The 6,958-nt window shown below is 43.6% G+C and carries 7 protein-coding genes and 1 pseudogene; 6 read left to right on the top strand and 2 right to left on the bottom strand.

The features are described 5' to 3' along the window. Window positions 1-134: 134 nt before the first annotated feature. Window positions 135-893 (bottom strand): annotated as a pseudogene (locus tag FTT84_RS01920) (YifB family Mg chelatase-like AAA ATPase); the annotation flags it as partial. A gap of 66 nt (window positions 894-959) precedes the next feature. Further along, the gene (locus FTT84_RS01915; RefSeq protein ID WP_067763176.1) at window positions 960-1,187 is read right to left on the bottom strand and encodes an accessory factor UbiK family protein; all 228 of its coding nucleotides are present in this window, start codon (window positions 1,185-1,187) and stop codon (window positions 960-962) included. A gap of 278 nt (window positions 1,188-1,465) precedes the next feature. Between FTT84_RS01915 and glnK the strand changes: the two genes are divergently transcribed. From glnK to FTT84_RS01885, 6 genes are all read left to right on the top strand, one after another. After that, the gene (gene glnK / locus FTT84_RS01910; RefSeq protein WP_067763174.1) at window positions 1,466-1,804 is read left to right on the top strand and encodes a P-II family nitrogen regulator; all 339 of its coding nucleotides are present in this window, start codon (window positions 1,466-1,468) and stop codon (window positions 1,802-1,804) included. A gap of 61 nt (window positions 1,805-1,865) precedes the next feature. Continuing rightward, window positions 1,866-3,242 (top strand): ammonium transporter, encoded by a 1,377-nt coding sequence (locus FTT84_RS01905; protein ID WP_180057643.1) that lies wholly within the window; start codon window positions 1,866-1,868, stop codon window positions 3,240-3,242. 133 nt (window positions 3,243-3,375) lie between these two features. After that, a complete protein-coding gene (nrdR, locus tag FTT84_RS01900) occupies window positions 3,376-3,834 on the top strand; it encodes a transcriptional regulator NrdR (protein WP_067763170.1) in 459 nt (152 codons plus the stop codon). A gap of 35 nt (window positions 3,835-3,869) precedes the next feature. After that, window positions 3,870-4,970, top strand: a complete 1,101-nt coding sequence (gene ribD, locus FTT84_RS01895) for a bifunctional diaminohydroxyphosphoribosylaminopyrimidine deaminase/5-amino-6-(5-phosphoribosylamino)uracil reductase RibD (protein ID WP_180057640.1) — start codon at window positions 3,870-3,872, stop codon at window positions 4,968-4,970. Next, window positions 4,967-6,259: a DNA adenine methylase gene (locus FTT84_RS01890; RefSeq protein ID WP_067763166.1), complete on the top strand. Its 1,293-nt coding sequence runs from the start codon at window positions 4,967-4,969 to the stop codon at window positions 6,257-6,259. Before ribD ends, FTT84_RS01890 begins: the two co-directional genes overlap by 4 nt. Window positions 6,260-6,292: 33 nt before the next feature. After that, on the top strand, window positions 6,293-6,952 hold the full coding sequence (locus tag FTT84_RS01885; protein ID WP_180057637.1) for a riboflavin synthase: 660 nt from the start codon (window positions 6,293-6,295) through the stop codon (window positions 6,950-6,952). Window positions 6,953-6,958 lie beyond the last annotated feature (6 nt).

Raw genomic sequence — 6,958 nt, 5'->3', positions numbered from 1 at the left:
TCTTGACTCAAGCATTAATGCAGTACGATCTTCAAAGTTAAGATGATGGTATGACAATTTTATATACTCCATAAACCCTTTAAATTAATTAGGTGGTTTATGTCGCACTTCAAGTTTTACTCTGCCCTAGCACCTGAAATAGAATAGATACTCGCAACTTCTAAATTTTCTTGCGTATTGAGTGGAGGTAAGATGCTGGCCAAACGTGAAGCCAAAAGCGTTTTGCCTGTGCCTGGTGGGCCACGAAACAGGATAGAGTGACCACCCGCTGCCGCTATTTCTAATGCACGTCTTGGACGCAGTTGTCCTTTTACATCACTTAAATCTAAACCAGAGTGATACTGTGGATGCATATTCGATGTTTGATGTGCTGATAAAGGTAAAGCTTGGTTTAAATGATCACAAACTTGTTTTAAATGCTGTGCGGGAAAGACTTGGAAATCTGGTAGTTGAGCGGCTTCATCTGCATTTTGAGCAGGAAGTACAAGGTGATGTGCTGCATGTTGGCAGGCAATGGCGATGCTTAAAATGCCATGAATTGGGCGTAAAAAACCATCAAGTGCCAGCTCACCTATAAATTCGAAGCCGTCCGCAGCATTTTCAGGGAGTTGTCCTGAGGCAATCAAAATTCCCAAGGCGATGGGCAAATCTAAGCGAGAGCCATCTTTGGGTAAGTCCGCAGGAGCTAAGTTGATTGTGAGGCGTTTGGTTGGAAATTGAAAGCCACTGTTGATAATAGCAGAGCGTACTCGGTCTTTACTTTCACGTACAGCTGCTTCGGGTAAACCCACAATAGTCAGTGAAGGGAGTCCTTGACTGACGTGAACTTCAACTTCAATTTGGGGTGCATTTAATCCGAGCAGACCCCGAGTATAGATTTTTGCAAAAGACATCTTATTGTTCCGTTATGGTGCATTATTTTTAATCGTTATGCGTCTTTTGTTGCACTAAAAAGGTGCTTATTTTTTGTTCTGAATTGTTAGTTCGAGTGCTTCGACGTGTTTGAGTAATTCATTTAAACGTAAATTGGCATTATTCAGTGCAGTGCGTTGACGGTCAATTTCATCTTTAGAAACCAAATCCATTTTGCTGACAGCTTCGTTTAATAAGGCTCGCAGATTGTTTTCTAAATCTTTTTTGGGTTGATCGACTTGTTCTAATATCGCTTGTAATAAGGTTTCAATCATAATGTTTGACCATACAGGTGAATCGGTGCCAGCAGTTTAGCATTGCCGCCATAGACTCCCTAGTCCTTTGATTAAAATATGGGTTTAATCGATAAGTAATATCGTAAATCTTCTAGTAAAAACGTCTATTTTTATGACCATACGCAAGAATATCCGTATAAAATAGGTTATAAAGAAATCTCATGCTGGGCTGACTATTTTCCCCCGACTGTAGTCATATTGGCATGAAAATTGAACATAAAACCTTACAGGTGAAATAAGCCGAAGGAAAACAAAACATGAAGCTCGTAACTGCAATTGTAAAACCTTTTAAATTAGATGACGTGCGTGAAGCACTCTCTGAAAATGGTGTTCAAGGGATCACTGTCACTGAAGTTAAAGGCTTCGGTCGCCAGAAAGGTCACACTGAACTTTATCGTGGTGCTGAATATGTGGTTGATTTCTTACCAAAAGTAAAAATCGAAATCGCAATCAGTGATGAAATGGTCGATACCGTAATTGAATCAATTACTCGTGTTGCAAGCACAGGAAAAATTGGCGACGGTAAAATTTTTGTAAGCAATCTGGAACAAGTCATCCGTATCCGTACTGGTGAAACAGGTGCAGATGCCGTTTAAAAAATTGGCATGAAGTTTGCTAAGTAGCTAATAACTCAGAAAATCAGGTCGGGGGATACGAATGAAAAAGATGCTAATTGCACTCGGCTTGTCCAGTGCACTTTTAGGTGGTTCTGTTGCGTGGGCTGAAGAAAGCGCAACAGCACCTACAGAAGAAGTCACAGTAGTTGATACTGTAAATACAACAGAAGCTGCAGTTCCAGTTGAAGCAGCGCCAGCACCTGCAGAAGAAGAGCCTAAGCTCGATACAGGTGATACAGCATGGATTTTAGTGTCCACTGCACTTGTTTTACTCATGACAATTCCCGGTTTAGCATTATTTTACGGCGGTATGGTCCGTAAGAAAAATGTACTCAGCACCATGGCACACAGTTTCGTTGCGGCAGGTGTCGTGAGCTTAACGTGGGTGATTGTGGGTTATACCTTAGCATTTGGTGAAGGTAATGCCTTTATCGGTAGCTTAGACAAATTTATGTTGTCGGGTATCACCACAGAAGCCTTGTCCGGTACGATTCCAGAGATTCTTTTTGTTATTTTCCAAATGACATTTGCCATCATTACCGTTGCCATTATTAGCGGTTCGATTGCAGAACGTATGAAATTCGGTGCTTTCGTTGCGTTCATCGCAATTTGGAGTGTCGTGGTTTATGCACCAATTACCCACTGGGTATGGGGCGGTGGTTGGTTAGGTAACGACGGTGCGCTTGATTTTGCGGGTGGTACGGTTGTTCACATCAACTCAGGTGTTGCGGGTCTCGTTGCAGCGTACATGCTTGGTAAACGTATGGGGCTTGGCCGTGAATCTATGGCACCACATAATCTAACGCTAACTGTCATCGGTGCAAGCCTTGTATGGGTAGGTTGGTTCGGTTTCAACGGTGGTTCTGCACTAGGTGCAAATGGTTCCGCTGGTTATGCATTGGTGGTAACACAAGTTGCAGCAGCAGCAGCAGCAGTGGCATGGTTAATTACTGAAAAAGTGGTTCGTGGTAAAGCGTCTGTCTTGGGCGGTGCTTCTGGTGCAGTAGCAGGTCTTGTGGTGATTACACCTGCGGCAGGTTTCGTAACAGTTGGCGGCGCTTTAGCGATGGGTCTGATTGGTGGTGTGGTTTGCTTCTGGGGTATTACTGCGCTGAAACGTGCCTTGAAAGCGGATGACTCTTTGGATGCGTTTGGTCTACATGGTGTCGGTGGTATCGTGGGTGCGATCCTTACAGCATTCTTTGCCAGCGAATTCATCATGGGTGACAATGCACCGAGTAACTTAATGCATCAATTATGGGTTCAAGTCGAAGGTGTACTAGCGACTATTGCTTACTCAGCAGTGATGACATTCATTATCTTGAAAGTGATTGATCTGGTGATTGGCATCCGTGTTGAAGCTGATGACGAACGTATGGGTCTTGACTTAAGCCAACATGGCGAACGTGTAGAATAATAAGCAATAATCAATATATTGTGTAAAACAGCCCGAAAGGGCTGTTTTTTTTCCATATCTAGCGTAAAGCTCTACAAAATTAAAAATTTTTGCTACACTCTAAATCCATTCGAATTTGTTCAATTTAACCGCTATGCATTGTCCATTTTGCAACGCTGAAGACAGTAAAGTGATTGATTCTCGCCTTGCTGCTGAAGGCTGTCAGATTCGCCGCCGCCGTGAATGTATTAGTTGCGGTGAACGTTTTACCACTTTTGAAAGTTATGAAGTGGTCATGCCTCGTGTGATTAAGTCGGATTCAAAAAGTGAACCGTTTGATGAGGCAAAACTTCGTCGTTCCTTGATGCATGCTTTGCAAAAGCGTCCAGTGACACAAGAACAAATCGAAACGGTACTCAGCGATATTCAATTACAGATTCGTCGTTTGGGTGAACGCGATGTAAAGTCTCGTACCATTGGTGAAATTGTCATGCAATCTTTGTTTGCTTTAGATCATGTCGCTTATGTACGTTTTGCTTCGGTTTATCAAGATTTCCAAGATGTTGAAGCATTTCGTCGTCAAATCGAACAGATGCAACAGCGTGAACACTAAGCTGTCTAATCCTTGTATGAATAAAGAGTGAAGTCATGTCTGAGTCAAATCTAGTGCGAGAGCAGCATGAATTTTGGATGCGACGTGCGATTCAGCTTGCATATCAAGGTCAGTATTCAACCCGCCCGAATCCCAATGTAGGCTGTGTCATTGTCAAAGATGGACAGCATGTGGGAGAAGGGTTTCATCCCAAAGCTGGTCAACCACATGCTGAAGTCTTTGCAATGCGTGATGCAGGCGAAGCTGCACGTGGTGCAACAGCGTATGTGACTTTAGAGCCGTGTGCCCATTATGGCCGGACACCGCCTTGTGCCAAAGGCTTGGTGGAAGCTGGGGTAGCGCAAGTGGTGGTTGCCTGTCCAGATCCGAATCCATTGGTGGCAGGCAAAGGTGTACAAATTCTGCGTGATGCAGGAATTGAAGTCATCACAGGGGTTTGCGAAGCAGAAGCACATCAATTAAATTTGGGCTTCCTCAAGGCAATGGCTACAAGTATGCCTCATGTGCGTCTTAAAGTTGCTTCAAGTTTGGATGGCCGTACTGCAATGGCATCCGGTGAGTCGAAATGGATTACCGGTGAATTGGCGCGTCAAGACGTTCAGCATTGGCGTGCAATTTCAGGTACTGTCATCACCGGTATTGAAACGGTTTTGGCTGATGATTGCCAACTCAATGTGCGCCAGCTAGATGGTATAGATGATTTAAGCACAATTGTTCAGCCGAAAAGAATCGTTCTCGACCGTCAAGGTCGTTTGCCACTCACAGCAAAAATGTTGGAACAGCCTGAAAGTGTTATGGTCATGGGGCCATTTCGTCAGGAACTTGCCGATTTAGGCGTGGTACAATTTGAAATACAACCATTAGTAGAACTGTTAAAAATATTAGTTCAGCAGCATCAAATTTATGATGTGATGGTGGAAGCAGGTGCGACTTTATCCACCGCTTTCTTACAAGAACAATTGGTCGATGAAATGATCAGTTATGTTGCACCGACGCTTTTGGGTCGGTCAGCTCGTGCAATGTTTACTGCGGATTTTAACCGCATGGCAGAGCAGCTTCGATTTAAGTTGAAAGACGTTACTCAATTGGGTGACGACATTCGCTTAAGGTTAATCCCTTCTCAAGAGACGCTATGAATCCAGAGTCTACGGTTTATCACAAACGTCGTCATGCGGCTCGTACCACCGACGAATATCTTTTCCATCAATTGGTTCCTTATTTGGGAAACAAGCGTCGTCTGTTACACCTGATTTTAGAAGCACTTGAGCAAACGGGAACTTTAAAACGTGAAGATGGTCGTGCCCCTATTTTCGCCGACTTTTTTGCTGGTTCCGGTGTTGTTTCACGTTTAGCCCGCCAAAATGGTTATCGTGTGATTGCCAATGACTGGGAACCGTATAGCCATGCTTTAAACAGTGCGATTCTCTCATGTACTGAAGCACCTGCGTTTAAAGAATTGGGTGGCTATCAAAAAGCCATTGATTATTTGAACCGTTTACCCGAAGTCAAAGGTTGGGTGACGCATAATTTGTGTCCACGTAATGACGAGATTTATGATCCGGCACGTGACCGTTTGTTCTTCAAACGTCGTAATGGCATGCGTATTGATGCCATTCGTCAGCAAATTGCCACATGGCAGGCGCAAGGTGCTATTGATGATGTAGAAATGAGTGCTTTGTTGGCTCCATTGCTATATTCAGCCAGTTTTGTCAGTAACACTAGTGGTGTATTTAAAAGCTTTCACCATGGCTGGGGGGGGAAGACCCAAGCCGCGTTGGATCGGATTGGCTCATTATTGTGGTTAACGCCGAGTCGCTTTTGTGAAATTGGCGATCCAAAACGCCCAGCAGCAGAAATGTGGTGTGTCGATGCACAGCACTTAGCGAATCAAATGAGTGGCTTTGAAGTCGATGTGGCCTATCTTGATCCACCGTATAACCAACATGCGTACAGCAGTAATTATCATGTTTTAAATGCTTTAACCTTATGGGATCAGGTCGATCTTCCAACCCCTGATACCAAAGGCTTTAAGAGCGGGATTGACCGTGCATGGCGTAAAGAACGTCCTAGCCCTTATAATTCTTCAAAGCATGCCAAAGAAGCGTATGAAAAATTATTAGAAACCATTAACGCACGTTATATTCTGACCAGCTATTCAACCGATGGTAATATCAGCGCGACTGATTTGTTACAAGCCAACCTTAAACGTGGTCGTGTGAGTTTATTGACGCAAGATGTGCCGCGTTATCGCGTGAGTAAACAACGTCAGTCTGAGCGTGCACGCGTACTCGAATTTATTGTGATTACTGATACGCACGCAAAATCAGGCCCACCTATTCGTCAGTTGTTGAGTCAACTTCACCATTTTGCAGAATTAGGTGGTGTAGATACCTCAGGCGTGAGTACGCAGCTTGATTTGTGGTAAAAAAACACCGCCCATTTTAATCAGGGATTGAATATGTTTACAGGCATTATCGAAAGTTTAGGCAAGGTTGAAAGCATTCAAAATGTAGGCGGTGATGTTCGCCTGCGAATTCAAACAGATCTTGATATGTCTGATGTACATTTGGGTGATTCAATTGCCACCAATGGTATCTGTCTAACGGTCATTGATTTTGGTAGTAACTGGTATGCTGCAGATGTATCTCGTGAAAGCTTAAATCGAACCACGCTTGAACATTGGAAAGCAGGGCAGTCGGTCAATGTGGAAAAAGCCATGTTACCGACCACGCGTTTCGGCGGTCACATTGTCAGTGGTCATGTCGATGCAGTTGGTGAAATTACTATTGTTCGTTCAGATGCACGCTCGATTTATTTTGAAGTCACAGCACCGGCAGAAATTGCACGTTATCTTGCAGAAAAAGGTTCAGTGACTGTGGATGGCATTAGCCTGACCATCAATCACTTACGTGGCAATGTGTTGAGCTTGAATTTGATTCCACATACGGCACACCGAACCAATATTGCTACGTGGAAAGCTGGAACTAAAGTGAACTTAGAAGTGGATGTTTTAGCTCGTTATATTGAACGTTTATTGATGGGTGACAAAGCAGCTGAAACCACACAACAGTCAAAAATTAGTATGGATTTCTTGGCCCAAAATGGTTTCTTAAAATAAGATGAA

The sequence above is a fragment of the Acinetobacter sp. YH01019 genome, assembly GCF_013420285.1.
Taxonomy (GTDB): Bacteria; Pseudomonadota; Gammaproteobacteria; order Pseudomonadales; family Moraxellaceae; genus Acinetobacter; species Acinetobacter gandensis.
Note: the sequence above shows the minus strand (reverse complement) of the source record. Positions and strands in the feature narration are given on the sequence as shown.

Excerpts from the sequence above, each read along its gene's own strand:
- FTT84_RS01915 (WP_067763176.1), bottom strand. The coding sequence starts at position 1,187 with ATGATTGAAACCTTATTACAAGCGATATTAGAACAAGTCGATCAACCC.
- glnK (WP_067763174.1), top strand. The coding sequence starts at position 1,466 with ATGAAGCTCGTAACTGCAATTGTAAAACCTTTTAAATTAGATGACGTG.
- FTT84_RS01905 (WP_180057643.1), top strand. The coding sequence starts at position 1,866 with ATGAAAAAGATGCTAATTGCACTCGGCTTGTCCAGTGCACTTTTAGGT.
- nrdR (WP_067763170.1), top strand. The coding sequence starts at position 3,376 with ATGCATTGTCCATTTTGCAACGCTGAAGACAGTAAAGTGATTGATTCT.
- ribD (WP_180057640.1), top strand. The coding sequence starts at position 3,870 with ATGTCTGAGTCAAATCTAGTGCGAGAGCAGCATGAATTTTGGATGCGA.
- FTT84_RS01890 (WP_067763166.1), top strand. The coding sequence starts at position 4,967 with ATGAATCCAGAGTCTACGGTTTATCACAAACGTCGTCATGCGGCTCGT.
- FTT84_RS01885 (WP_180057637.1), top strand. The coding sequence starts at position 6,293 with ATGTTTACAGGCATTATCGAAAGTTTAGGCAAGGTTGAAAGCATTCAA.